Source organism: Arthrobacter sp. DMZ02-1R, assembly GCF_057747935.1.
In genome coordinates this window covers 4,105,004-4,130,005 of sequence record NZ_CM173230.1, presented here as the reverse complement: position 1 = coordinate 4,130,005, position 25,002 = coordinate 4,105,004, and the positions used below count along the sequence as shown (strand labels likewise).

The 25,002-nt window shown below is 63.8% G+C and carries 22 protein-coding genes and 1 tRNA gene; 10 read left to right on the top strand and 13 right to left on the bottom strand.

Annotated elements, in window-relative coordinates; all coding sequences use genetic code 11:
• Positions 1–14 precede the first annotated feature (14 nt).
• Positions 15–788: a potassium channel family protein gene (locus tag AC3ANQ_RS19640; protein ID WP_488302579.1), complete on the top strand. Its 774-nt coding sequence runs from the start codon at positions 15–17 to the stop codon at positions 786–788.
• A 20-nt stretch (positions 789–808) separates the two neighbouring features.
• On the opposite strand, the gene nirB is transcribed toward AC3ANQ_RS19640, so the two are convergent.
• Complete coding sequence (gene nirB / locus AC3ANQ_RS19635) at positions 809–3,430, bottom strand: nitrite reductase large subunit NirB (protein ID WP_488302578.1); 2,622 nt, start codon at positions 3,428–3,430, stop codon at positions 809–811.
• Positions 3,431–3,710: 280 nt separating this feature from the next.
• On the opposite strand from nirB, the gene nirD reads away from it, so the two are divergent.
• Complete coding sequence (nirD, locus tag AC3ANQ_RS19630) at positions 3,711–4,079, top strand: nitrite reductase small subunit NirD (RefSeq protein WP_488302577.1); 369 nt, start codon at positions 3,711–3,713, stop codon at positions 4,077–4,079.
• A 204-nt stretch (positions 4,080–4,283) separates the two neighbouring features.
• Here the strand turns inward: nirD and AC3ANQ_RS19625 are convergent, their stop codons facing one another.
• Positions 4,284–5,987 carry a hypothetical protein gene (locus AC3ANQ_RS19625; RefSeq protein WP_488302576.1) on the bottom strand — a complete coding sequence of 568 codons (1,704 nt, stop codon included), beginning with the start codon at positions 5,985–5,987 and terminating at the stop codon, positions 4,284–4,286.
• A 530-nt stretch (positions 5,988–6,517) separates the two neighbouring features.
• Positions 6,518–7,693 (bottom strand): alkaline phosphatase family protein, encoded by a 1,176-nt coding sequence (locus AC3ANQ_RS19620; protein ID WP_488302575.1) that lies wholly within the window; start codon positions 7,691–7,693, stop codon positions 6,518–6,520.
• A 495-nt stretch (positions 7,694–8,188) separates the two neighbouring features.
• On the opposite strand from AC3ANQ_RS19620, the gene AC3ANQ_RS19615 reads away from it, so the two are divergent.
• Complete coding sequence (locus AC3ANQ_RS19615; protein WP_488302574.1) at positions 8,189–8,908, top strand: glycoside hydrolase family 16 protein; 720 nt, start codon at positions 8,189–8,191, stop codon at positions 8,906–8,908.
• 148 nt (positions 8,909–9,056) lie between these two features.
• On the opposite strand, the gene AC3ANQ_RS19610 is transcribed toward AC3ANQ_RS19615, so the two are convergent.
• The 6 genes from AC3ANQ_RS19610 to AC3ANQ_RS19585 are packed head-to-tail and all read right to left on the bottom strand — an operon-like array spanning position 9,057 to position 16,432.
• Positions 9,057–9,437 carry a hypothetical protein gene (locus tag AC3ANQ_RS19610; protein WP_488302573.1) on the bottom strand — a complete coding sequence of 127 codons (381 nt, stop codon included), beginning with the start codon at positions 9,435–9,437 and terminating at the stop codon, positions 9,057–9,059.
• Positions 9,427–11,322, bottom strand: a complete 1,896-nt coding sequence (locus tag AC3ANQ_RS19605; protein ID WP_488302572.1) for a hypothetical protein — start codon at positions 11,320–11,322, stop codon at positions 9,427–9,429. Before AC3ANQ_RS19605 ends, AC3ANQ_RS19610 begins: the two co-directional genes overlap by 11 nt.
• Positions 11,322–13,469: a glycosyltransferase gene (locus tag AC3ANQ_RS19600; RefSeq protein ID WP_488302571.1), complete on the bottom strand. Its 2,148-nt coding sequence runs from the start codon at positions 13,467–13,469 to the stop codon at positions 11,322–11,324. Before AC3ANQ_RS19600 ends, AC3ANQ_RS19605 begins: the two co-directional genes overlap by 1 nt.
• Entirely contained in the window at positions 13,466–14,554 is a 1,089-nt protein-coding gene (locus tag AC3ANQ_RS19595) for a hypothetical protein (RefSeq protein WP_488302570.1), read from the bottom strand. The genes AC3ANQ_RS19600 and AC3ANQ_RS19595 overlap by 4 nt, the downstream gene beginning before the upstream one ends.
• Positions 14,547–15,581, bottom strand: coding sequence for a glycosyltransferase family 2 protein (locus AC3ANQ_RS19590; RefSeq protein WP_488302569.1), 1,035 nt, complete (start codon positions 15,579–15,581; stop codon positions 14,547–14,549). The genes AC3ANQ_RS19595 and AC3ANQ_RS19590 overlap by 8 nt, the downstream gene beginning before the upstream one ends.
• On the bottom strand, positions 15,581–16,432 hold the full coding sequence (locus AC3ANQ_RS19585) for a glycosyltransferase family 2 protein (RefSeq protein WP_488305377.1): 852 nt from the start codon (positions 16,430–16,432) through the stop codon (positions 15,581–15,583). The genes AC3ANQ_RS19590 and AC3ANQ_RS19585 overlap by 1 nt, the downstream gene beginning before the upstream one ends.
• Positions 16,433–17,248: 816 nt before the next feature.
• On the opposite strand from AC3ANQ_RS19585, the gene AC3ANQ_RS19580 reads away from it, so the two are divergent.
• Complete coding sequence (locus AC3ANQ_RS19580; RefSeq protein WP_488302568.1) at positions 17,249–17,851, top strand: AfsR/SARP family transcriptional regulator; 603 nt, start codon at positions 17,249–17,251, stop codon at positions 17,849–17,851.
• A gap of 145 nt (positions 17,852–17,996) precedes the next feature.
• On the opposite strand, the gene AC3ANQ_RS19575 is transcribed toward AC3ANQ_RS19580, so the two are convergent.
• A tRNA-Ser gene (locus tag AC3ANQ_RS19575) sits at positions 17,997–18,084 on the bottom strand.
• Between the two features lie 114 nt (positions 18,085–18,198).
• Between AC3ANQ_RS19575 and AC3ANQ_RS19570 the strand changes: the two genes are divergently transcribed.
• The 5 genes from AC3ANQ_RS19570 (at position 18,199) to AC3ANQ_RS19550 (ending at position 21,964) form a co-directional block, all read left to right on the top strand.
• On the top strand, positions 18,199–19,182 hold the full coding sequence (locus AC3ANQ_RS19570) for an NAD(P)H-quinone oxidoreductase (RefSeq protein WP_488302567.1): 984 nt from the start codon (positions 18,199–18,201) through the stop codon (positions 19,180–19,182).
• 30 nt (positions 19,183–19,212) lie between these two features.
• A complete protein-coding gene (locus AC3ANQ_RS19565) occupies positions 19,213–19,794 on the top strand; it encodes a PadR family transcriptional regulator (protein ID WP_488302566.1) in 582 nt (193 codons plus the stop codon).
• A 99-nt stretch (positions 19,795–19,893) separates the two neighbouring features.
• Entirely contained in the window at positions 19,894–20,547 is a 654-nt protein-coding gene (locus AC3ANQ_RS19560) for a bacterial proteasome activator family protein (protein ID WP_488302565.1), read from the top strand.
• An 8-nt stretch (positions 20,548–20,555) separates the two neighbouring features.
• A complete protein-coding gene (locus AC3ANQ_RS19555; RefSeq protein ID WP_488302564.1) occupies positions 20,556–21,023 on the top strand; it encodes a hypothetical protein in 468 nt (155 codons plus the stop codon).
• 101 nt (positions 21,024–21,124) lie between these two features.
• Entirely contained in the window at positions 21,125–21,964 is an 840-nt protein-coding gene (locus AC3ANQ_RS19550; protein WP_488302563.1) for an aldo/keto reductase, read from the top strand.
• Positions 21,965–22,008: 44 nt separating this feature from the next.
• On the opposite strand, the gene AC3ANQ_RS19545 is transcribed toward AC3ANQ_RS19550, so the two are convergent.
• Entirely contained in the window at positions 22,009–22,317 is a 309-nt protein-coding gene (locus AC3ANQ_RS19545; RefSeq protein WP_488302562.1) for a PASTA domain-containing protein, read from the bottom strand.
• A 188-nt stretch (positions 22,318–22,505) separates the two neighbouring features.
• Here AC3ANQ_RS19545 and AC3ANQ_RS19540 point away from each other — a divergent pair, with 188 nt between their 5' ends.
• Positions 22,506–23,057 (top strand): hypothetical protein, encoded by a 552-nt coding sequence (locus AC3ANQ_RS19540; RefSeq protein WP_488302561.1) that lies wholly within the window; start codon positions 22,506–22,508, stop codon positions 23,055–23,057.
• Positions 23,058–23,109: 52 nt separating this feature from the next.
• Here AC3ANQ_RS19540 and AC3ANQ_RS19535 read toward each other — a convergent pair whose 3' ends face one another.
• Complete coding sequence (locus AC3ANQ_RS19535; RefSeq protein WP_488302560.1) at positions 23,110–23,304, bottom strand: nucleotidyltransferase family protein; 195 nt, start codon at positions 23,302–23,304, stop codon at positions 23,110–23,112.
• Positions 23,305–23,349: 45 nt separating this feature from the next.
• Positions 23,350–24,861 (bottom strand): GMC family oxidoreductase, encoded by a 1,512-nt coding sequence (locus AC3ANQ_RS19530; protein WP_488302559.1) that lies wholly within the window; start codon positions 24,859–24,861, stop codon positions 23,350–23,352.
• Between the last annotated feature and the right edge of the window lie 141 nt (positions 24,862–25,002).

Sequence of the window (25,002 nt, the reverse complement as noted above, 5' to 3'; positions counted from 1 at the left end):
GCTAGTATCGACGAATGACCCAAGAACGATGGCGGCAGGTTTCCGAATGGCCGATGGTGGCGGCAGCAGTGCTGTTTCTGGTGGCCTACTCGTTCCAAGTGATCGCCAACCTCAGCGAGTCCCAGTCCTCCATCGTTGACACCATCATCTGGGTCACCTGGCTGGTGTTTGCCCTGGACTACGCCATGTGTCTCCTGTTAGCCCGGCGTCGCGCCCAATGGTTCATGCGGAACCTCCACGAGCTGCTGATACTTGCACTCCCGGTTCTACGACCGCTGAGGCTATTGCGGCTCGTAACACTTCTGAAGCTGCTCCATCGCACCGCCGGGAACGCTATGCGTGGCCGCATTCTCACATTCGTTCTCGGGTCCGCCGCCCTCCTGACGTACTGCGGTGCGCTGGCCGTGCTTGACGCGGAAGAGAACGCAGCGGGCGCCAACATCACCAACTTTGGCGATGCAATCTGGTGGGCGATGGTCACCATCACCACCGTGGGCTATGGGGACCACTATCCGGTGACGATTGTGGGCCGTTGTGTTGCCGGAGGTCTGATGGTCTGCGGGATCGCTGTCCTCGGCGTCGTCACTGCGTCCGTTGCGTCCTGGCTCGTCGAACAGGTTTCGTCCGGAGCGGCCGCCGCCGCGACGGTGGCTGAGGAGCCAATGAAGCAGGAGATTCGCCGGCTGGCCAAGCAGGTCGAGCGCCTGACTGCCCTCCTGGAAAACGCCGACGGCGAACTACCGGGCGGCGTGGTCGGAACCCGTAGTGACCATTCGCCGTCCCCGTAGCTCGCCGTCGGGGTGCGTTCTTAGTCCTCGCTTCCGCGGATTGGGATGCTTGGGGAAGAAATGAGCACGCCCCCCTTTTCCTCGTTCGTGGCGGGGCGGATCTGGCCGCGTTCGGGGACGAAGGTGATGGCTTCGTCTTTCTGGTCGGGGGCATTGACGAAGGATCGGAAGCGGCGGAGCCGTTCGGGGTCCTTGAGCGTCGCGGCCCACTCGTCCTCGTAGTTTTCGACGTGGGCGGCGATGGCCGCCTCGAGCTCTTCGGCGATGCCGAGCGAGTCCTCGACGACGACCTGCCGCACGTGCTCGAGGCCGCCTTCGAGTTCTTCCTGCCAGCGGGCGGTGCGCTGGAGACGGTCCGCGGTGCGGATGTAGTACATGAAGTAGCGGTCGATGTATTTGATGAGGGTCTCGTCGTCTAGCCCGCCCGCGAGGAGCTGGGCGTGAGCGGGGGTCGCGCCGCCGTTGCCTCCAACGTAGAGGTTCCAGCCGTCAGAGGTGGCGATGACGCCGACGTCTTTGCCGCGGGCTTCCGCGCATTCGCGGGCGCAGCCGGAGACGCCGAGCTTGAGCTTGTGCGGGCTGCGCAGGCCGCGGTAGCGCAGCTCGAGCTTGATCGCCATCCCGACCGAGTCGAGCACGCCGTAGCGGCACCACGTGGAGCCGACGCAGGATTTCACGGTGCGCAGGCTCTTGCCGTACGCCTGGCCCGACTCCATGCCGGCCTCGACGAGTTCCTTCCAGATGTCCGGGAGCTGTTCGAGGCGGGCGCCGAACATGTCTATGCGTTGACCGCCCGTGATCTTGGTGTAGAGGCCATACTTCTTCGCGACGGAGCCGATGACCACGAGCTTGTCCGGCGTGATCTCACCGCCCGGGATGCGGGGGACCACGGAATAGGTGCCGTCCTTTTGCATGTTGGCCAGGGCGCGGTCGTTGGTGTCCTGCAGGGTGCCCCGGCCGGCGTCGAGGACGTATGCAGAATGCTGGGAGGCCAGGATGGAGGCGATGGTGGGTTTGCAGATGTCGCAACCGGCGCCGGTGCCGTATTTGGCCAGGATGTCCTCGAAGGAGGTCAGTTCCAGGACCCGGATGGCGTCGAAGAGTTCCTGGCGGGAGAGGCTGAAGTGCTCGCAGAGGGCCTTGGAGACCTCGATGCCGGACTTCTTCAGTTCCCCTTCGAGGAGCTTCTTGAGCATGGGCACGCAGGAACCGCACTGGGTGCCGGCCCGGGAGCAGGCCTTCAGTTCGCCGAGCTCCTGGACGGGGGCGTTGCCCTCGCAGGTGCCGCAGCCGTTGATGGCGTCCCGGATGGACCCGGCGGGCACGTTGTTGCACGAGCACAGGATCGCGTCGTCGGGCAGTTCGGTTTCGGGGGCTTCCCCGCCGCCGGCGGCGGTGAGGTAGGCGCCGGGTTCGGCGGGCAGTTCGCGGCCGAGCATGGGGCGCAGGCTCATGTAAGGGGTGGCGTCGCCGACGAAGATGCCGCCGAGCAGGGTCTTGGCGTCGTCGGTGGTGACGATCTTCTGGTACACGCCCCGGGCCGGGTCCGCGTACACGATTTCAAGGGAGTGTTCGGTCCTGGCGAACGCGTCGCCGAAGCTGGCCACGTCCACGCCGGAGAGCTTGAGCTTGGTGGCGGTGTCGAAGCCGGGGAAGGTCGCCTGTCCGCCGTGCAGCCGGTCGGCCACGATCTCGGCCATCGTGTTCGCGGGAGCGACGAGCCCCAGGCACATGCCGTCGAAGTTCGCCACCTCACCGATCGCGAAGATGCCGGGGATCTCGGTTTCGCAACCGTCGGAAATGACAACACCGCCGCGCTGGCCAAGGGAGAAGACCTGCTCCTCGCCCTCTGCGGCACGGAAGAGCTCATCGCGCGGCCTGACGCCGATTGCGACGATCACGATGTCGGCGTCGATGATGCGCCCGTCGGCCATGAGGACTCCGGTGACCTGGCCATCGTCGTCGGACAACACTTCGGACGGGAACACGCCGCCGTGGATCTCGAAGCCCTTGTCCTTGATGAGGCGGCCCAGCGCTTGGCCGGCGCCTTCATCGAGCTGTGTGGCCATCAGCCACGACGCGCCGTCGATGACGATCGGGGTGGCGCCCAACTGCTCCGTGCCGGCGGCCGATTCGAGGCCGAGGAGACCACCGCCGATGGTGACCGCCTTGACCTTGCGTCCCAGTTTCTCCGTGAGCTGGGTAATGGCTTCGTTGATGGCCCACACGTCTTCGAGCGTCCGGTAAACGTGCGTGTGCTCGGCGCCGGGGATCGGCAGGCGGGCGGCGTTCGAACCCGTCGCGACCACGAGGGCGTCGTATTCGTAGCTGTTGCCGGCCGCGGTTTCCACCGACTTGGCTTCGGCGTTGATCTTGACCACTCGCTCGCCGGTGCGCAGGTCCAGGGCATCGTGGTCCCACATCGAGGCCTGGCCGAGAGTGAGGTCGTGGTCCACATCGATGAGGGCCTTGCTCAGCGTGACGCGGTCATACGGGAGGTGGGCTTCCTCGGTGAGGACCGTGACGTGCCAGCCCTCAAGACCGCGGGTGTGCATGGCGTCGGCGAATCGGTGGGCCGCTGGGCCTCCACCGGCGACCACAATTCGGCGCGGGTTCTCTGAAGGTGAAGTGTGTCCGGTCACTGGCGGCCTTTCGCATGTGCCGCAGAACCGTGTCATCCGCGACTTGTCACTTCAGACTACGGACGGGCAGTTTCGCATCAGTTTCCCTTTTGTTTCAGAAGCTTAACCTTCGCATCACGGTGAGGATTGAGGTGAAGTGAGGTCTCCTTTACGAACAGGACACATTGATTGCATTCCGGCGAAACATGACCGGCCTACCGTGGAGGTGTGGCCGCAAACGGCCCGTGCCGATGGCGGAATTGGATCCGCTGGCTCGGCAGGCTAAGCGATAGGGGCTGAAATGACCGCAATTCTGGATCGGGAAAACCTAATGGACGCGCCGACGGCGTCCGGCTGGCACCGCGTCTGCGCAATCGACGAGCTCGAACCGGCGTGGGGCGAAGCTGCCTTGGTCGGCGGCAAGCAAGTAGCACTGTTCCGAACCACGCCGAATGTAGTCCTGGCGGTTTCCCAACAGGACCCCGCGACCCTCTCCAACGTCATGGCACGGGGGATCGTCGGTTCCCGGGGCAGCCGTCCCACCATCGCCTCACCGCTCCACAAAGAGGTCTACGACCTCGAAACCGGCGAATGCTTCACCAACCCCGAGTTGCGGCTCGCGAGCTACGCCACCCGTCTGGTGGACGGATTCATTGAGGTAGCCGTCTAAGCTGCCAGCTCTCGACGCCGATTCTGGCCGGTTCCGCTCGCGGAACCGGCCACTGGCGTTTTGCCACGCGGAAGGTACGGGATTTGAACTCTCGGTGCGGGGTTACCGCACACTGTTCTTCAAAGTGGTCACGTACCCCGCACGGGCGGCTCCAGACAATCTCCGGAGCCGCCGAGCGATGCCTCGTCTACCCATGCCTACGTATCAGTTGCCGGAGAGGTAATAGCCTGCCACATCCGCGACCAGTTGGGTGACGCCAGAGGAGCGGTTGAAGAGGGTTACTTTTCCGTCGGCTCCCACGGGTACGACAACCAGGTTCGGAACAATATGTCCGGCGTCAAAGTTCAGGTTTGAAGCATTCGGACGGGCCATTCCCGATGGGTAGGCGGTGACAAACCCGAAGGAGGCCGCGTCAGCTACCGTCAGATTGAATACAACAGCGGAGACCGTGGCCGGGATGCCGTTAACTCCGCTGACCTGGAAGGAAACTGTGGAATCGGCACCAACTGAAGCAGCGGTCCGTGTGTCGAGGAACCGAGATGGAGAAATAGATTGGAAGGAGCCCGCGGCGTTTGGCGTGCCGCTGAGATAATAGCCGGAGACATCGGCGAGGAGCTGAGTTGCACCCGAGGAGCGGTTGTAGAGGCTGACCTTTCCATCCGCGCCGACGGGCACGGTGACTAGGTTGGGTACGATTTGTCCGGTATTGAAGTTCAGGTTGGACGCATTCGGGAGGGCGGTGCCGGAGGCGTAGGCAGTGATGAAGCCGAAGGATTTTGCGTCAGCTACCGTCAGATTGAATACAACAGCGGAGACATTCGCAGGGATACCGTTGATTCCGCCGACTTGGAACGACGTAGTGGAATCGGCACCTACTGCGGTAGCGGTTCTGGTATCCAGGAATCGGGACGGCGCTACCGCCTGAAACGCGCCTGGGGTGCTTGGTACGCCGGCTACGTAGTACCCGGAGACGTCAGCGACGAGCTGGGTTGCGCCGGATGAGCGGTTATAAAGGGCGACTTTGCCGTCGGTTCCCACGGGGACAGTGACGAGGTTTGGTACGATTTGGCCTGCGTTGAAGTTCACGTTGGATGCATTCGGGCGGTTAGTTCCGGAGGGATATGCAGTGACGAATCCGTAGGACTTGGCTTCGGCCACGGTGAGGTTGAAAACGACTGCTGAGACATTCGCGGGAACGCCGTTCACCCCGGCAACCTGGAAGGAGACAGCGGAGTCCGCGGCGACAGGCGACGTATTCCGCGTGTCAAGGAAGCGAGTTGGGGCGATCGGGATGAGGGCGCCGGGAGCCGGTCCTCCAGCCGTCGCTCCTCCAATTTTTATGACTAGATCGTCGATGTACTCATCACCCATTTGCGTCAGATGCTCTGCCCCGAGCTGGACCGCCGACACCGTGGTCGCGGTCGTGATGACCTGGTTGCTGGAAAAGATGGATGTTCCGTCAAGCCAGACTTCAACTGTGGACGCAGCCCCGTTGGCTATGACATGCATGCCAACGTGCCGCCACGCATTCAACGAAATTGAGCCTGACACCAGCTTGGTGTATGTAAAGCCTGTGGAGGACGTTACTCGGAGCCACATTTGGCCGTTGCTGTTGTAACGGTAGATGTCCACGAACCTGGCGCTGTCGAAGAAAAATCGGAAGTACGGGACGTCGTTTCCGGCGACACCGGCGGTAGTGATATTGAACCAGGCGTCCGCATAGACATCATTGGAATTTGCAGGGAGCGACGTCACCAGATTGGCCAGCGAACCAGGGTCGCTGGTCACATGCAGGTGCGCCGAACACGTGCCGTCGTGTGCCTGTGTGTTGTCGATGGTGGCCGTTCCGGTTGTTCCGGTGTTAACCGTGAATCCGGCCAGGGTTCCGGCTTCGAAGTTGTTGGCCACAGCGGTCGTGCCTGGATAGGTGTTCGTGGGCGCGGGCACTCCGGCTGAACAAGTGGTTGGCAGGGTGGGAGCGGCGTTTGCCGGACCAGATATAAAGGCGAGTGCCATTGCGGGCACGGCGAGCGCGCTCATGAAGCCCAACGTAAACAGTCGTTTCACTGGTCAGTCCTCCTACTTCAATCAATACAGCTTTCGGTCCAGGTAAGGGCCGGAGGCTGCTACTTCCCTTCGGCCCAAACCTCCGCGCTCCATAAGTTGTTCGCCACCACTGTGGTGCCGGAAAGCTGTCGGTAGGAGCTGGGGTCCCTGGCCTAGGCACCCGGCAACACCGTTGAGAACCCATGGCATCATGAGGGCGGTTACAGGGGCGTTACCAAATCCCGGGTTTCGTTGATGACGGCGATGCCACGGAGGCAGGAGCTCTCGGGCGGAGCGGCCGGCAGACGGAGCGCAGACGCGGACGGATCATCCCTGGCCCCTTGGCCACGGACGCTCCGTCGCCTTCCGGGACGGCGGTTGTCCCCGCAAGGTCAGGGGCGAGCGTTGAAGACGTCCGGCCCGAAGCTGTGTAGTCCAGGAGCTCCGGCGTAGCCGAGACGGGGGAGGGAGAAAATGTCCTCGATGGTGGCAAGCAGGCTGTAGTGGTTGTACATCGTTGCGGTGCTCGCGCCCGGACTGGTGAATGGGGAGAGCACAAGCGCGCCGATGAGGCCGCCGGCTGTGCCTCCTGGCAGGCCGGAGGGGCCTGTTTGGTTGCCGTCGGCTTCGTCGAAGGTGATGACGAGTGTTCCGTCCTGCCGGTAGGCCGGTGAGTCGAGGATTGCGGGGATCTGTTCCTTCAGCCAGGCGTCGGCGCTTTCCAGTCCGCCGGGTTGTCCGTCGACGCATGGGCTGTCGTGGCCGTCGTGGCAGAGGTTGGGGCTAATATAAGCCAGGTCGGGGGTGGTGGCGGTGGACTGTAGGTCCTTGGCGAGGTTGGTGTAGTCCACTACGTTGTTTCGACAGTCGGGGGATGATGTGACGCTGGTGAAATAGACGAAAGGGTTGTGGCGGGTGGCGTACTGGTCATTGATTTTGGCGTTCTGGGCATCGTCCCGAGCGCCTGGTTTCGGGTGGCGGCATGGGGCGCCCATGTCCTCCATGTACCCCTTCCAGGTTTTCCCGGCGGCGCTGAGTTGCCCGACGAGCGTCGGGACGGAGGCGGGGTAGACGCAGCCAGATCCGAGCATTTGGCCGGGCTCCGCGGTTCCGGTTTGGGTGAACGGGGCGTAGGTCGTGCAGTCGTTGCGCGTCATCGGGTTGGATCCCTGCCCGGAGATCTGGGCCAGATAATTGGGGTTGGAGTGATGGGCGATGCCGTAGTACTGGGTCAGCAGGACGCCCTGACTGCGCAGGGTTCGGGAGAGGTAGGGAGCGGCCGAATCGGGACCCCAAGTTTTGCTGTAGCTCTGGTTTTCCAGATTGATCACAAAGACGTGCCCGATCTTCCCGGCTGCTGCCGTGGACGCGGGGCTGCCGGTGGGCGACGTGGCAGACGACCCGGACGGGGAAGCGGTGGCGGTGGGGTTGGGAACCGGTGTTCCGCCCCCCGACGGACCTTGGCAGGCCGTGCTGATTGCCACAAGCGCGGCCGCGAGGACGGCGCGGGCCGCCCATGGATGACCGGGGCCCGGGTCTCTTCCGCCGGATTTCATTCTTGGTTTCATCTGATCCTGCTCCCGATTCCTCCCGACCGCGGGGAGCGGTCCTGACTGGCCTGCTGGCAGCCTTACGCCGAAGGATTACGCCTCGTCTTGGCGGTAGTAGGCATACGAGGCGTTCCGGTCCGGACACTGTCCCACACTATGTTCAACCGGGCCATGGTCCCAGGCTTCGGGTTCCCTGTGAATTCTCGCCCGCGGGTGCAGGTCCAGCGGCTGCGGTCCGGGCCGGCTGAGTGGACTTCCGAGGCCTTGTCTAGGCGTGCGATTGCCGCCACACTTGCTGGCATGCACGTGGACGAACGGCGAAACAGCAAGGGCGCGGGGACTGTCCGTCGTGCAGGCATGACGATCGTGCTCGTGGCGGCCTTGGCGCTGGCCCTCTCCGGATGCGATGTTATCGCGTCGGCAGGTCCGGGTTCCCCTGGCGCAAGCAGGACGGCCGGAACTTCGACGGCGAGCGCGGGACCGGGCCAGTCCCAGTCGGACGGACGGAAGCCCGTGGGTGATCTGCCCGGGTGGCGGCAGGTATTCAGCGAAGATTTCACCGGGGGGGACGTCCCGGTTGGGTCTTTCCCAGGGCCGGCGTACAGCGCAAAGTGGAGTATCAACTACATTGACGGGACACCGGACACGGCAGGTCAGCAGAACGGCGGCAAGTCCGGGTACTACCCATCGAAGGTGCTCAGCGTCAAGGATGGGATGCTGGATATGTATCTGCACACCGAGAAGGGTGTTTCGATGGGGGCGGCGCCTTCTCCGAAGCTGAGTCCAGTCAACGGGCGCCCTTATGACAGTCTTTTGTACGGACGGTATTCGGTGCGGTTCAGGTCCGAGGCTCTGGAGGGTTTCAAGACGGCGTGGCTGTTGTGGCCTGACAGTGGGGTGTGGCCGCGTGACGGGGAGATTGATTACCCCGAAGGTGATCTGTCCAAGGCTTTCTACGGTGCCGTCCATCAGGCCGGGTCGAACAAAAACATCTCCCACGAATTCCAGTCCGGTGCGCGGTTCACGCCCTGGCACACCGCGACAACTGAATGGGGGCCCGGGCGCGTGGAGTTTTTCCTGGACGGTGCCTCGATCGGAATCGGCACCGTCGGTATCCCTGACAAGCCGATGCATTACATCCTCCAAACCGAATCCTGTCTGACCGGCTGCCCCGCGCCGGCGACGGCCGGGCATCTGCAGGTGGCTTGGGTGGCGATCTGGGCGAAAGCATAGCTGCATTGCGTTCCCCGTTCTGCGGGCGGCGTTGCAGGGAGAACGCATGCATCGGGGCGGTCGCCACTGTTCCTGAGCGTCCTGATTTGAGTTGGTGGACGGTCAGGGCGGCGAGGAACGCCGCCAGCAGGCCCGACGAGGGGATTGGTTACGGTGCCGCTTCCTTTCTCCGGGACCGCCGGTCCGCGGCGAGCAGGCCCAAGGTCAGCCCGGCCAGAAGGCATACGGCGGCCGACGGTTGCCAGAAACGAATGAGGAGCATCGCCGTCGTGAGCAGGATCGCGGAGGCGAGACTGAAGCTGACCGCTATTGCCGCTGCCAGCGGGAGCACTTCGAATCCGGCCCCTTTTCGGACCCGAGCGGGCTTCAGGAGCAGGATGAGCGCTGTTCCCGGGCCGGCAAGAAGGAACGGTCCTATGACGGCAAGGCGAAGAGCTTCCGGGCCGAAGAAGGACAGGGGAATAGAAGCCAGTGCCACAGCGGCCACGACGGCGCTGATGATGCCGACGGTCCTGTGCTCAGATGCCATTCGGCGCTCCTTGCAGGTGGTAGATCACTCCGCCGGCGTTGCGGTACTCGATTGACCAGCCTCCCTGGAGGGCACACCTGTCGATGAAGTGTTGCAAGCCTTCGCTCGGCCCGGTGTTGAGCACATCGGCAGCGGTGATCTGGCTCGAAGTGACTACTAAGTAGGCGCCGGTGGAAGGGACGAGCTGGTTTATCGATCCGCAGCCGGGCGGCGGGTCGCCAGGGCGTGCCGGATCTGCTTGAAGGACGGTCTGGTAACGGTATCCGCCGTAGTGCTTGTAACGCCAGGGGGTGTTGTGCACTGCCTCGATGAGGACTGAACCAGAGGGCGCGGTCGTGTAAAGCCGGCCGACCAGGGCGATCTCGTCGGGGGTGAAATTCTCCATGGCGTCATTGCCATACCGGGTGGCGACCGTGCCCGTGGCGATGACGGACCCAAGCAGCAGGAGCGCGGCCATGTGGCGCACGCCGGGCGGACTGGAGCCACGGGGAAGGAACGGAAGCACGACGAGGCTGGCGGCGAACGGAAGGCTGAAAAGGTATATCCGGAGCAGCAGCTCACCGCCGTAGGACTGGAGCGGGAACAAGACGAAAGGCGCCGCGGTCCCCACTGCAGCGGACAGCCATGGCATCCGCAGGCGTCGTCCACGAAGGCTCCCCAGCCCCGCGAGGATCCAGACTAAGGCTCCCTCCCCAAGCCGGGAGTAGACAATGAATTGGTGGGCCGGGCTGCCGCCCACTCTGTTGAATAATGAGGCAGAGGCGGCGGCGTTGATGTTGCCGATGGACCCGAAGAGGGTGTTCAGGTGCCCTACGAGGAATGGGGTGGCGGCCAGGATCAGCCAGAACGCCGGAAGCAGCAGTGCCAGGATCGGAAGGAAGCGCAGCCGGCACCGCCCGCTCAGGGCGAGCAGCCCCAGGACAGGTATAGCGGCGAAAGGTGTGAGTTGATGGGCGACGGTCATCCCTGCCAGGAAGACCACGCATGCCACCGCTAGCAAGCCGGAGCCGGCTGGCGACAGTTCTGCCGGCGCCGGCGCCGGATGACCGGGTTCGAGTCGACGCACGAAATCCCTGAGCCGACCGGCAAGTTTGCCTGTCGGCTTCCACGGCCACCCTGGGAATGCCGTCAGGACGCAGGCGCTCAGGGTCAGCAGCAGCAGCAAGGCACAGGCCTGGGGAGCGAGGTAATCCTGCCCGACCCAGCTGGCCAGATAGAACATCCAAACGCCTGCCCACGCTTGCCTTGGGCCAGAGGTGAGACGCAGGGCCAAGGCCAGCAGGGCAGGCATGAGCAGGACGTTGACACCGACGGGCGCCCACGTAGCAGCCCATGTCAGGTCGTGGATCCCGGTGGTGTCTGAAAGCATCGCCAGCAGGCCGAAAAACCCGGGCCAGTTGAAATACGCATCCAGCTTCCGGTCCAGGCCACCGTACTGCGTGATGAAGTCGGTAATGCCCAGGTGGCGGTAGCTGGCCTCTAGCCGGGGCAAGCCGTGAATAATCGGGTCGGCCCCGTGCAGAATGACGATGAGAACCAGAAGCTGAACGACGAGCAACCATGGGCGAAGAACCTTGACCCCGAGGGAACCGACGAAACCGGTCAGGCTCAGGCCCAGCGCCACAAAGTAGGTGACGGGCAACGCTTCGATCAGGCCGGCGCCGCCGACGCCCCGCGCGTCCTCGGCTTTGAGCGCCCACACACCCAGGATCAGGGCGATTGCCGCCATTACTGCGAGAGCGCCCAGAAGCCGAGGGTCTCCCCGGTTGTTTGCCCGATGCTGGGCCCGGGGACGTTTCGGCCCGGTTGCGCCGAAGGGGATGATACCGACGTTGGATCGGTGCAAGCGGGTTGCGGAGAGGCTCCAGAGGGTTTGATTGGCCATCACGGCGCTGGTACTCCGTGCGGACGTGACCGGGCCGTGCCCTCGATATTGTGTCTCGCCCGGGCGTCGCCATGGCCGCGTGAGAAGCGGCGCAGCCGCCCGGCGGCGACCAAGGCTGCGGCCAGCTGGGAGGTCATCCAAAGCACAGAAACTCCGGCGAGTCCATAGTGTTGGGCGACCGCCGGAGCTGGCGCCACCGCGAAGACGCAGGCCGCAATCGCGACCAGGGTGGATTCGGCTAGACGTCCGGTGGATCGGCACACCCCGTAATACACCTGTGTGACGCAGGTCAGCATCAGGGCCGGGACCAGGACAGGTAGCAGCACCCACGCCGAAGCGTAGCTGGATCCTAACAGGGGCAGCAGCAGCGAACTGGCGGCCAACAGCAGCACCCCCGCTAGAGCGGTGAGGAAAAGGCTCATCTGCAGGGCCCTCCGGATCAAGCCCGGGTGCGAGGAAAATTGAGGGTCGGAGGCATCCGCCGCGATAGCGGTCTGGAGCGAGTAGCCAGCTGATTGTGGCACGAAAAAGATCGCTGAAGCAAGCATCCAGACGACGTACCAGGCCGCTGCGGCCGAGGTGCTCAGAGCCGCTGCCACGACTAGTGGAAGGACGTAGCCGGGCGCGCGGTCTGCAAGCATCAGTGCATGCTGGCGGAGGCCCGGACCCCAGACTTTCACGGCTTCGCGCCAATTCACCCGCGTCCAGTCCGGAGCCGTATCGGCGTGTCGGAACTGGTGGAGGCCAAGCAGTACGCTCGCCAAGGCACCGGTGGCCACGGAGACGACGATGGCCGCCGGTTCTCGGTAACCGGTAAACAGGCAAACCGCCAAGCTAGCGAGCTGGAACAGGGCCTGCACGAGACTGCGTGTCAACGCACGATCTGCCCGCGCCTGCGCGACGGCGATGTGGTCGAACTGGTACGCGACAGCGGCGAGAAGTGCAGCCGCGAAAAAGGCGGCGCTCATGGCCGGATCTTTCCAAGCGGTGCCGACGCCGGATCCCAGGAAATAGGTCACAACGACCAAGCCGGTCGCGGTGAGCAGCGACGAAAAGGTTACGGATGCGACGCTTGCCGGTATCAGCTTTCGGCCCCGGTCCGCCTTGCCGGGCAGCAGGGTCAGGGTCGCGGGGCCGACGCCGAGCATGCCCAATTGCACCGTCAGCATGGTGGCGGAGACCACCGCGGAGGCCAACCCCAGACGATCGGGAGGAATCATGAGTGCGGCAAGTGCCCAGAACAGGAGCCCGGCTACCATTGGCATGATTCGGGCCGCCGCCAGCCACACGGCGTTCCCGCCGAGGGAGAGTTCCTGTTTGGGAAGGCGCAGCAATGTGCCGCCGAAGGCCCGGTAGTTATACAGGACGAAACAGACCCAGTAGGGCAGGTACCGGGGGGCGGTGGCCAGGGAGAGAAGCACGCCTCGCGCCGTTGCCAGCAAAGGCAGTAACACCAGCCATCCGGCGCGGCGGGGGTGCTTGTACATGGTGCGCGCCAAGCCGGCCCCGTCCTGGAGCCACTGGTCGCGGGCGTACTCGAAGGTGTCAGCGAAGCGGTGCCTGACGAATGTTGTGGGGGAGACGCCGAGGCGGTATCCACCGTCCTCAAGTCGGATCCGGAGCTCGATGTCCTCGCCCGACCGGAAGCCTTCATCGAACCCGGCGTCGAGCAGCACGCTGCGGCGCATGAGCGTGGCACTGACACCAAACCATGAGCGGACCCTGCTGTGGTTATGGTGCCAGGCGAGGGCGCCTCCCCAGTAGCCGGCGCCGTCGGGCTCGCTCACAAGTCCAAATTGCAAACCATCGAAGCCGCCTGTTTTAAACTCCTCAATCAACTTTGCCAGAGCACCTGCGGGCACGACGACGTCGGCATCGATGAGGGCGACAATCTCAGCGTGCGCCGATTTGATACCAAGGGTGCGCGCCGCCGGCAGTCCACGCCCGCGGTCGGAGATGACACGCGCCCCGAACGAGCGGGCGATCTGGACGGTGGAGTCCTGTGAACATCCGTCAATGACAATCACTTCGCGGGGCTTCTGGTCAAAGACCGACTGTAGGCATTCGGCCAGCCAGTTCGCGGCGTTGCGGGCCGGGATCACGACCGACACGTCGAGGACAAGGCCAGCGTCCGCCCTCCGACTCACGGCCGGCCGTCCACCATAGCCGTGACGATGCCAGCGACATGGTCGGAGGTCCGGTCGGCCGACCAGTACGCCGGGATGCGCAGCACGAAGCAAGGAACGTCACCCAACCCGCGGGTGATGAGGGAGGTTTTCGCGGAAAAATGCTCGCCCAATGGCACGAGTCCCGTGGCCCCGAGCGCCTCGATGAGCCTCCGGGACACCAAGGGCAATTCCGAATGAAAGTTGCCCACAATGCGTGCAGCCATCCACGTTTCGGTCCGCTGCTCGAATTGGGCCTCCGCCCCGTCGAAGCGTTCAAGGAAGATCGCGAGCCTGACGGGCGCCTTGGGAGCGATTTTCCCTGCGCCGAATACGTCTGCCGGGTGGACCATTCTGTGCTCGGGTGACCACCGTCTCGTGAACGCTGCGGTGCGTGGATAGCGGACGATGACAGGGTGCACCGCGGTGGCCAGGCTGCTGACCGTCGAAGTCAACCAGCCCGGTGCAAGCGGCTTGCGGAACCCTTGGAACAGGTCTGGATAGATTGGTCTGTGGTGGGGCTTGATGAACATCGGTTTTGCGTAAGACAGGAGCGTCCCCTCCGCTGTGATGAATCCCCAGTCGTCGGCCATGAAGCCGACACCAGGCATGGCCAAAAGTTTCGCGACCGTGCTTGTTTTCCCGACGCCGCCCCATGCAGGAAGCAGGATGCCCGCTCCCCGATAGTCCACCATCGCCGCGTGAACCATCGCGGTGCCCTGCCGAATGCACAAGTGGTCAAGCAACGGCACAACCGCCGTCAGCAACTCACCCGCTCCTTCAACTGTGAATCCGTCCTCCGTGCGGATCACGCGAACCCGGTCCTCCGGAAGGAACAAAGAATCGTCCGTGTACCGGTACGCGTCCTCGGCGCGGGATTGCGCGGGAACCTGAGTCAGATTCCCGCTGATGTTCAGTTGCAGGCCTGCAGCCGGGGGTCCAAGGAACGGAGCGAGCATGTCGCGCAGTTGAGCCTCACCTGGCGTGCCTTGAGCGACTCGAATTGTGACACGTCCATGGACGTCAAAGGCAACTGCTGGCGACGCGAGGATCTGCTGGTTAATCACTGGCCCTGCCTCCACCATCGTTGCGAATGAGCCGGTACAAAAGAACGGAGCCGGATCGGCGCTCCCTGGGCGAGGGCGTCTGCCACAAGCTACGCAGGTAGCCGAGCGCGGTGACAGCTAGGACCGCTATGACCACTCCTGCCCGGGCAAGCCCGCCCGCGTCGCCGTCGTGGGTGAATGAGCGTATCCCGGCCAAAACGGCGCGCGGGAGCACCCGGCGAACATATCGGCGTTCCGGCCCGAGGATTTCGGTCCGGCCTAGAAGCCGGGTCACCTGTGCCTTCGAAACGCCCTCCGACCAGGCTCTTGCGAGGATGTAGCGTAAAGTGCCGCGAGACGCCGGCACATGATGGCGAACCACCGCTGCCGGTTCGTAAACCACGCGGGTTCCCGGGGCGCCGAGCGCCGCCCTCAGGCACATTTCGGTTTCCTCGCAGCCAAGCGGACGGACGCCCTGCCGGCCAAGAGACGCATTGAACCCGCCGACCCGTTCAAAGACGTCGCTGCGGAAGGACATGTTCGCGCCGATCACGTTACGCACTTGGGCCGCGACTCTGGGCAACCCCTTATAAGTGCACCCGACAATCCAATCAAGCTCTTCAGGAAAGTGCGCCGGCCGGCCCGATTCCCACACGGGTTCAACCCGGCCCCCGACAGCCAACACGTCCGGATCGTCATATAGCAGGACGAGCCGGTCCAGCCAGTCCGGGGCGGCTTCGGCATCATCGTCGAGGAAGGCCACAATGTCACCGGTTGCCGCCTTCACTCCCGTATTGCGGGCGCCGGAAAGGCCCCGGGGCCCCGAGTTCTCCACCGCTTCGACCCCCGGCAGTGCACCCGTCAGCCGCCGGTACAGGCCCAGCCGCCGGTACAGGTCCTTGTTGTGGTCAACGACGACAACAACCTGTTCGGGCCGGAACGTCTGGGACTGAACCGATGCGATCCCGCGGAGAAGCAACTCCCACCGGGCTTCGGTGAAGCAACAGATCACGACGCTGACACTGGGCCAGCCGGCACCGCCGGACATCAGCCGTCCCCCAGCATCGCCAGGACCGTGTGCGGGTCGGTGGGAACATGCGGAAGCCTCATGTCCGGATACCGGTACTTGACACGCCGAAGAGCCTCCGGCCTTGCCCCCGCGGTCGGCGCATCCCATCTGACGCACTCACGGGTCAGAGTACGCAGGACCCGCCACCCGTCGCGGAACGTCTGCAGATGCGAATTGCCCGAAATGCGGGACAGTTCATGGCTCGGCACCTCAGCGATGCGAAGTCCGGCCCGCGCCGCCCGCGACACCAGCTCGGTCTCGATTTCGAAACCGTCCGACTCGAGTTCTAGAACCTCCAAGCACTCCCTGCGGAAAGCGATATACCCGTAGCAAAGGTCCGAGAAGTTACAGTGCAAGGCTTTGTTTGCCAGCCCGGTGAGCGCACGGTTGCCCAGGTTGCGCAAACGAGTCAAGTCATCCGATCCGCCGCCGGTGACATAACGGGAGCCCTTGACGAAATCGTGGTCGTGCTGCAGGGGTGAAACAAACCAGCCGATCTCCCTCGGGTCCATGCTGCCGTCCGCGTCTAGCATGACGATGATGTCCCCAGCGGCCGCGGCGAACCCTGCCCGCATGGCGGCGCCTTTGCCGGCATGCAGCTCGCTCACCACGACGACGTCGAAGCGAAGCGCGCGCGCCACGTCCACCGTGAGATCTTCCGATCGACCGTCCACGATGATCACTTCGTCAACGTAGGACGGCATCCGTCTGAGCACCCACGGCAGATTCATCGCCTCATTCAAAGTAGGAATCACCACACTGATCGAAGCTGCCGGGAGCGAAGTCCCCGGGGCCGAAGCAGCGGGGGTCCTGCCGCTGGCAGGCTCCATCTGCCCAATGGACACCGCATTCACCCCCGCCCGTGGACCCGCACGAATGTCGAATCAAAGTTGGGAAGAATACGGCGGCCTCTCTTGGACCGTCGCCGGGAAGATCGGTGGCCTGGTTGGTACATGACCGCACCTCGATATCACTCGCGGTTACATGCACCAAGTCAGGTGCATGTTGGCATGAGCATGAAACCGTACCCGTTACAGCACCGTTACAAGGAGTTGGGCCTGGGATGAACGCGTCAGCCCGGGATTCCGCGGTCAGGACGAGAGTCAGATCCCAAGTAAGTAAGTAAGACCTCCTTGTCAAAATTCAGGTGTCCTGATTCGAGTAGTGGCTACTCGCGACCGTCCTGACAGCGCTGCGTAATGTCGGTACATGCAAACGCGTTGGTCGCAGGCCGGAACGGCGATAGCAACCTAGATGAAACCTTTCCAGTCAAAAGCATTTCCAGGGTCCAGAGACGGCGAAATCCGTCAGGTTCTGGCATCGGCAGTGGCGTCAGGCCGAACGCCGCTGAAGCCTTCCGGGGGCGATTCGGGAATACCTGCCGGGACCTCTCGGCTTCATGCAACCAGGTGGGTATCTGACGTTCGATGGGGGTACGAGTCGTGGTTTCAACACCAGAGTCGCAGTGGTCCTTGACCCTGATTAATGGGTGGACGCTGACCCAGGCCGGCAGGCGGCAGAAAGTAGCGCATCGGCAACAACGCTTGATCACTGCGCTTGCTCTGTTTGGCCAGCGGCCGCGCACGTTCCTCTCAGGTCTTCTCTGGCCCGACTCGTCTGATGCCCAGGCGGCGGTCGGACTGAGGGTGAGCATCTGGCACATTAATCACGAGCTCCCCGGCCTGCTCGACGCCGATGGAACCACGGACGTCTCCGTTGCACTCAGTGAGCAGGTGAGGGTCGATATCACCGACCTTGAACGCGATCTTCACACCCGCGCCCCCGACATGCGCGATTCATACCCGAGGTGGGAACGGTTACGAACGGCGGAGCTCCTTCCGGGATGGTACGAGGACTGGGTTCTGGCCGAACAGGAACGCTTTCGGAGTCTGCGGACAGCGGCCCTCGACTCCATCGCGTCATACCACCTCAGCCAGGGAAACGCCGAGGAAACCAAAGCTGCGACCACGCTGGCCATCGCCCTGGAACCTTACAGGGAATCCTCATACCGGCTGCTAATACAGGCACATCTCGCCACCGGCGACCTCGTATCCGCCCTCAAAACCTACCGGAGCTTCTCTGCCAACCTGAGGCAGGAATTCGGCGTCGGCCCGTCCCCATCACTCGCCAAGCTCATCCATGGCGCCGTCGGAGCCAGCGGTCGTCAAATGGCCTTCGGTAGTTTACCGCCCACCCAGATGCTTCCCCCTGCCCACGCCGTGATAGCCAATCGGAGGCCCCTAGCGTAGACGTGGACGGGGAACTGAAAGCCGCAACTATCCTAGGCCGTGCGCGGGGAGTGTGACTCGGATTGGCCAGGCACGCCTGAGGCCGGTTGCCCGTTCACTTGGATGAACGGGCAACCGGCCTCAGTTGCGCGATCGCCGCGCCACGCGGAAGGTAAGGGATTTGAACCCTTGGTGCGGGGTTACCGCACACTGGTTTTCAAGACCAGCTCCTTAGGCCGCTCGGACAACCTTCCCTGCCTAGTAGTGTTTCATAGGGAGTTGGTTGTGCCAAAAACCCGACGCCGCAGTTAACCCAATTAAGGTGTCTTAAAAGGCCAACTCCGCTGAGCAAGGAATCGGGAGCACGTATGAAAGCCGTCTACATTTCTGAACCGGGTGGGCCCGAGGTTCTCGAGGTCCGTGAGGTCCCTGCTCCGGTTCCTGGTCCGGGCGAGGTCCTCATCGACGTCGTTGCCGCCGGCCTCAACAGGGCCGATGTCCAGCAGCGCCGCGGTTTCTACCCACCGCCGCCGGGAGCCTCAGAAATTCCCGGCCTTGAGGTGTCCGGCAGGATTGCCGCGTTCGGGCCCGATGTGAGCAAGCCTTTCTCCGTGGGCGACAAGGTGGTGGCGCTGCTTGCGGGTGGCGGCTACGCGCAGCAAGTCGCGGTCCCGGCCGAACAGGTTCTGCGATTGCCCGACGGCGTGGATCTGGTCACCGCCGCGGCCTTGCCTGAAGTGGCTGCCACGGTGTATTCGAACCTCATCATGACTGCCCAGCTGCAAGCCGGTGAGACAGTACTCATACACGGCGCCACGGGCGGCATCGGCACCATGGCCATCCAACTCGCCAAAGCGTACGGTGCCACTGTCGCGGCCACGGCAGGCACGGCCGAAAAGGTGGGCACCGCTAAAGCTTTCCTCGGAGCCGACATCGCCATCAACTATGCGGAAGAAGACTTCGCAGTAAGCCTCAAGGCACAAAACGGCGGCAAAGGCGCGGACGTGATCCTCGACGTCGTGGGTGCCAAATACTTGCAGCAAAACGTGGAAGCACTCGCGGATTACGGCCGGTTGGTGGTGATCGGGCTGCAGGGTGGCGTCAAGGGTGAACTCAACCTCGGCCAGTTGCTCAGCAAGCGCGCGGCAATCATCGGTACATCGCTGCGTCCGCGTCCCGTGGCGGAAAAAGGCGTGATTATGAACGCCGTCCGCGAGTCGGTGTGGCCGATGCTGGCCGATGGCCGGATCAGGCCATTCGTGGCCAAGTCGTTCCCCCTGGAGCAGGTCCGCGAAGCCCACGAGTACTTTGATTCCGGCGAGCACATGGGCAAAGTCCTGCTACTGCTTTAAGCCCGCCAAACCGGCCGCAAAAGGAGGGCAATGTCCATCCGGTACAGCATCCTGGCATTGCTCCAGGAGCAGCCCCGCTACGGCTATCAGCTTCGCGTGGCCTTCGAGGAACGCACAGGGGCAGTCTGGCCCCTGAATATCGGCCAAGTGTATACAACGCTGAACCGGCTGGAGCGGGACGCTTTGGTTCGCAGGAACGGCGACGACGGCCAGGGGCACGTGCTATACAGCATCACCGACGCCGGGGCCGCCGAGATCCGCCGATGGTTCGCAACCGCGGTGGATCGGGGAGTTCCGCCGAGGAACGAGTTGGCCATCAAACTGGCTCTGGCCGTCACGACTGCGGGCACCGACCCCACCGCGCTCATCCAGGCCCAACGTGAGATTTCCTTGCGGGAGCTGCAGGAGCACACCCAGGCCCGCAAGGACGTTGCTGCCAACCAGCGGGTAACAGATACGGCCAGGCTGCTCATCCTGGATTCCCTGGTCTTCCACGCCGAGGCGGAGGTTCGCTGGCTGGATCTCTGTGAGGCCAGGCTGGTCCAGCAGGCCAACGGACCCAGCAACGGCATGGCAGGAACCTTTCGCGGCGCGGGAACGCCCACCGCATAGACTGCTCCGGTTTCTATGAAAATGTGGTTTCGCTAAGGACGAAGGCGAAATACTCGTCAAGGCTCTGGGCTGAGTTGCGGCCCATGAGAGTATGAACGCATGAGCGATCAGGACGACACTCAATCCAGTGGCGAGAGCTTTGACGACATCCCGGTGGAGGGCACAACCTTGGACGCTGGCACGGCGGAGAGCACATCGGAAGCCGGCCCGAAGGTCAACGGGAAGCCTGGCGTCAAGAAGGGCAGCACGCTGCAGGACCTCGTCGACGAGCCCGCCAAAGTCATGCGGATCGGCACCATGATCCGCCAGCTCCTTGAAGAAGTGAAGAGCGCCCCCTTGGACGAGGCGGCGCGGGGACGCCTTGCCGAGATCCATGAACGCTCCATCAAGGAGCTCGAAGAGGGCCTTGCACCGGAACTTGTGGAGGAGCTGGAACGCATCAGCCTCCCCTTCCCTGAACACAAGACTCCGTCCGACGCGGAGCTCCGGATCGCTCAGGCACAGCTGGTCGGTTGGCTTGAAGGGCTGTTCCACGGAATCCAAACCGCTATTGCGGCCCAGCAGGCGGCCCGGGAGCACGCTGTTGCCCAGCTGCAGCTTCGCCAACTTCCGCCAGGCACCATGATCGCCCCGGGCGTCGTTATTGGCGAGAACGGCGAGCCGCAGCGTGCCCACCTTCCCGGCAAGGAAGCGGAACCCGGCAAACCTTCTCGCGTTGAAGACCCGGACCGGCACCCGGGTCAGTACCTCTGAGCGCTGGATTGGGATTCTTTGGGGCCGTCCGGCAGGGGCGGAAGGATGATGCTGAACTCGGCAAGGGACTGTGGAGGCGCGCCCACGATCGCTTCCACCGCGGCCTTGACCGGTACCACCAGGTGCTTGAGGGCGTGGAAGACGAACAGCTTTACGTCGAACTCGTAGTCATTGCCAACGAACTGGCCGGTTTGTCTTCCAGGGTCCGTGCCGTCTGCGTCGAGGCGCAGCTCAGGGCACCCAGTGACGGACTGGACATTCCGGGGTCGCTCGCAGGGGTGCACCGCGCGTTGTCCAAAGCAGGGAACTCTCTTGCGACGACGGCGGAGGCTGCCGCTATGCTGCGTCTCGCCGTCGGGCCTGTCCCCGTCGGAGCGGTTTCGGTGCGACGGCGCGCCGAAGCGGTCTACGAGCATGTGGACGAAGCGGAGCGGCTGTTGAGGGCGCAGGCAGACTCCCAGCGACTCCAAGAATAGCTGCAGGCGCGTCTATTCCCACATAACAACTATTAAGCGCCTAGCTTAGAGACCCTGGAATCCGTATCCACGGGGAATGCGTGGCTGGCAGGATGGAAGCCATGACTTCGTCACCGAACCTTACTTTTAACGACGGCAACTCCATTCCCCAGCTCGGCTACGGGGTGTGGCAGGTTGAGGACGATGTGGCCGAAAAGGTGGTGCGCCAGGCCTTCGATGCCGGCTACCGCCACATCGACACCGCCAAGATCTACGGCAACGAGGCGGGCGTGGGACGCGCTATTGCTTCTTCCGGCCTCAAGCCCGAGGAAATCTTTATCACCACCAAGCTGTGGAACGCTGACCAGGGCTACGAGTCCACCCTCGCTGCGTTTGAAGAATCCATGGATCGCCTAGGATTGGAAACTCTTGATCTGTATCTGATCCACTGGATGCAGCCCAAACGGGACAAGTTCCTGGACACGTGGAAGGCGCTCGTTGAGCTCCAGAAGCGCGGACGCATCAAGTCCATCGGCGTCTCCAACTTCAGCAAGGAAGGCCTGCAGCGCCTGATCGACGAGACCGGCGTGGTTCCGGCAATTCACCAGATTGAGTTGCACCCGTTCTTCAACCAGGCAGAACTCCGGGAGTTCGACGCCTCCCATGGCATCCTGACCCAAGCCTGGTCACCATTGGGCCAGGGCGGCGAGCTCCTTGAAAACGCCACCGTCGCCCGGATCGCCGCCAAGCACGGCGCCACCCCGGCGCAGGTAGTCATTGCCTGGCACTTGGCGGTCGGCAACGTCGTGATCCCCAAGTCCGTGACCGAGTCCCGGATCCAGGAGAACTTCGCAGCACTAGGCGTCACCCTGGATGAAGCCGACGTCGAGGCCATCAGCGGCCTGGACCGCGGCGCCGAGGGCCGCATCGGACCGGATCCGGCGGTTTCCGACTTCGCTTAGTCGCTCGGCTGCTTCGCGTGTTGGTTCCCCTCCGGGGAGTTCGACTAATCGAGGCGGAGGGTGGCGGGGCTGTCGAGCTTGCGGGCCATATCCGGCTCCTGATCCGATCGCAACCAAACCCGGAGGGAATCGTACCGGTACAACACGCTCCCAGGATCAGGGAACTGGCTCTGAATGGTCGTGTTGCGCCCCCACGCGAGCGCACTGATTGGTGGCCCATCCGGGTCTGGATTCGCCAGGGTCAGGCCGGCGGCCTGTGCTATCTCCCGCGCTTTGAGGAAACGTTCCCCGACAACATCAGGGACAAGGACGAAGTCCGCGGCCCGCTGGTCGTCGTCGAGCATGTCAGACATGGCATTTAACCTCCTGCCGGTATTGTCCGCCTCGTCCTCGAAGCGCTCAAGGGTGCTGCCTCCACCGCGGGCCGCGAATTATCTGTCGCCGGGCCCCGGAACGGATAGCGCATCGTGGGCGGAACACGGTTGACTGGTCGTGGTCTGCGGTAGAGGCTGTGAGGACATCCACAGCAAGGGGGACCAAGATGAAGCGTCCGCGCACTTTGGCCGCAGTCGCCGCGCTACTCGGGTTCGCTCTCTCCGGGTGCCAAGCGGCAGCCGGGCCGCTCACGCCGGGATCGACCTCAGCGGTGCCCAGCCCGTCGTCGGCCGAGCTCGCGGCCATTGTCCAGACAGCGGTCGAGGATCGTAACGGCACTACTCTCGACACCCCACCTGCCCCGCGCCTCGCCGACAGGCAGGCGACGGCGGCCTACCGGGCCAAGCGCGAGCGGGACCTCCCGGTGGTGGCCGCGTCGAAGGCCAGATTCAAGTCAGTAGGCTTCTGGTACACATCCTTTACGACGAACGTGACGGTGGAGTCTGTTGAGGTGACCGGTTCGAAGGCGGTCGTCCGCTTCAAAGAACTGACCGAGGAATACCTTTCCTCGACGGCGAATGGGCCGAGCAGCGTCCCGTCCGGCTATTCGTTGCGGCAGACCGCAACGTTCCGGTCATCCGCGGACGGCTGGCAAGTCGACAGCATCAACCCTTCCGAGCACGGGGGCGGAATGCCGATGTCCATCGTCGAGGGCTGAGAACGGAGCTGCCCTGGTTCTCACGAGGTGAGCATGCGGAGTGAGGTTCTCTTCATCGGCGGCCGGTCCGGGGTGGGGAAGAGTTCCGTGTCGTTTGAATCATGCCAGGCTCGCCGCCCTGAACGTCAAACACTGTGTGATACCAAAGATGCACGCGGGCTTCGTTGCGCATTTCGACCTCCGCCAGGTCCTTGAACAGTTTTTGCGCCCGGCGGATGACAGCGTCTTCGGCCTCATAGGAGACCATGCCGACGAACGTGGCATTCTTCCTGTGGCATACCTCCTACCTGCCTCAGAGTCCCGCGCCGACCCCGCGAAGCCGGGTCGCGATGTGCTCGGCGACCATGATCGTGGGGATGTTGGTGTTAGCCGACGGCGGCTCAGGAAGGATCGAGGCGTCGACTACCGAGAGGCCTGGCACTCCGTACACCCGTCCCGAGGTGTCGACCACGGCGCCGGCCCGGGGGTCCGTTCCTATTGCACAGGTGCCCACGGGGTGGTGGTAAGTTGTGGCCGTGGCCTTGATCCAGGCGCGAGCGGCAACGGCATCAGCGACCAGGTCCTGCCGGGGAGCGAGCCGGGAATCGCGGGTGATTCGAGCCAGGTGAGGGTTGGCCACAACAACGTCCGCGAGCTGCAGGCCCTCCATCAATCGGTTGATGTCCACCGGGTTACGGAAGTACCCGAGGTCGATGGCCGGTGCGGCGATCGGGTCGAGTGTGAGCAGCCGCACTTCACCGCGCGACGCCGGTTTCAGCAATGCTGCGGCGAGCAAGCAGCGGTACCCGTCCCCGAGCCGGTACGGTCCGCAGACCATGAGCTGGAGATCCGGGGGATCCGCCGCTGAACTCCGGCTGCTCCGGGCTGTCGCCAGCACCTGGAAGATCGGAGGGTCTCCCAGCGGTTGGAGACAAGGTAGTTCGATTGCCACCCAAGGGTGGTCGGCGAGATTCGTCCCCACACCAGGCAGGTCCATCGTGACGGGCCTGCCCAATGCGGCTACGTCCGCGGCGGGGCCGATGCCAGACCGGATGAGCAGCGCGGGCGAGTGGTAGGCGCCGGCGCAGACAATCACCTCATCGGCCGCGATGATCTCGCCGTCGGAGGACCGGACGCCTGTCGCACGCCCGCGACTTACCACGACCTCGGCGATCAGACAGGTCGCGCGGATCGTCAGGTTGGGCCGGGAGCGGACGGGATCCAGGTAGGCCAGCGCGGTGCTGACCCGGAGGCCGCGCACACAGTTGACTGGTAGCGCCGACAGACCGACGGCCCCCGGGGCGTTGTGGTCTGGAATTCGCGGGATCCCCGTCTCCGCGATGGCGTCCTCCATCGCGAGCGTGAGCTCGGACCGTTCGTCCCCCCGATAGCGGCGGATCGGCACCGGGCCGTCCGTCCCGTGATAGGGCGACGAACCGAAGTCCAGGTCATGCTCAAGGCGGAGGAAAGACGGCAGCACGTCCGCGAACGTCCATCCCGGCAATGCCCAGCCGTCGTAATCGGCCGGATGCCCGCGAAGGGCGAAGGTGGCATTGACGGCGGACGAGCCCCCGGTCACCCGCCCCTGTGGAAGTTCCAACGGAGGACCGCCGGCGACGCCCGTCCCATGTAGCCCCCAGTCGTGCGAGGCCGTGCTGGTGCCATGGATGCCGTCCGCGAGGTCGGCCGGGAGCCTCGCCGACGGGTAGTCCGGCCCCGCTTCGAACAGCACCACCTCGCGGTCGGCGTCCTCGCTAAGCCGCGAAGCCAACACGCAGCCTGCACTGCCCGCACCCACCACGGCCACGTCATACCGGCTCTTCATCTCGTGCCCTCGCTTCCGAACTCCAGTCTCGGCCGGTGGCCGGGATTTTACTAGTTCGGAATTCGAACCGGCCCAGCGGTCTCCGGGCCGTCATCAACGCCGACTAGTCCTCTCCATGCTGGAACCGATGATGAATGCGAG